Source organism: Pseudoalteromonas sp. MMG007 (assembly GCF_018100985.1).
Classification (GTDB): Bacteria; Pseudomonadota; Gammaproteobacteria; order Enterobacterales; family Alteromonadaceae; genus Pseudoalteromonas.
This window is the reverse complement of sequence record NZ_JAGJEI010000041.1, coordinates 1-1,131: the sequence shown is the minus strand read 5'-3', so window position 1 is coordinate 1,131 and position 1,131 is coordinate 1. Positions and strand designations below refer to the sequence as shown.

Annotated in this window: 1 protein-coding gene; it reads left to right on the top strand. The window is 47.6% G+C overall.

The window, feature by feature from the left end:
* Positions 1 to 1,131: amino acid adenylation domain-containing protein (locus J8L71_RS18315; RefSeq protein WP_211001795.1), on the top strand; the 1,131-nt coding region annotated here is incomplete at both ends.

Here is a 1,131-nt window from a genome sequence, read left to right as displayed (position 1 = left end):
TAACTATTCACACATTATTTACGCAACATGCAGAAGCTGACCCAGAAGCGATAGCGGTTGTGTGTGATGGTGAATTTTTGAGTTATGGAGAGTTGAATCGTCGTGCGAATCAAGTTGCAAATGTGTTGCGTACAGAGTACGGCGTAGGTCCGGATGTTTTAGTTGGTTTGTGTGTGGAGCGTAGCCCTCAGATGTTAGTGGGCATTTTGGGAATATTAAAAGCGGGCGGTGGCTATGTGCCATTATCACCGGATTATCCACAGGAACGTCTGGATTATATGATACAGGACAGTGGTGTTAGAGTGGTACTGAGCACTGCTTCTGTGTCTATGTTGTTATCTAACGCAAATACGAATTGTCTGTTACTGGATGAGCCTGATGTGTTTAGCTCAACGTCAGAGGAGGCACCGGAGATAGCAGGGCTGAACGGTGAACATCTTGCGTATGTGATTTATACATCGGGCACTACGGGTCAACCTAAGGGGGTTATGGTTTCGCACGATGGTGTGGTGAATCTGGTATCGACTCTCAAAGAGGTTTATGAGCTGACGGGCAGCGACCGAATTTTACAGTTTGCACCTATGAGTTTCGACATGTCCGTAGAAGAGATATTTGGTGCTTTGTGTAATGGTTGTGGGTTGGTGTTGCGAAATGATGATTGGTTGTCATCGGCACAAGATTTTTGGTCATCGTGTGAAGCCAGTAGGGTGAGTGTGTTAAATCTGCCGCCTGCTTTCTGGCAGGAGTTGGTACGAGATAGTGCAGCAGTTGCTGATTGTGTTAGGCATATCAGTGTGGGTGGGGACAAGATCAGTGAGCATGCTGTGCAACAGTGGTTTGCGCGTACAGATAGCCACCCACGTTTGATGAATGCATATGGCCCGACAGAGTATACGGTAAATGCCACTTTAGGGGAGGTCTCTCCGAGTGTTGTAGGTAGTATTGGTCGGGCAGTAAAACAAACTCAGTTATTGGTTCTCAGTGGCAGTGGGGCGCTATGCCCACCGAGAGTCCCAGGAGAGTTGTATATTGGTGGTGTAGGGCTAGCTCGAGGTTATCTGAATAAACCAGATATGACAGCATCCCGCTTTGTGGCGAATCCGTATTATAAGGCCGGTGAGCCTGGTAGTA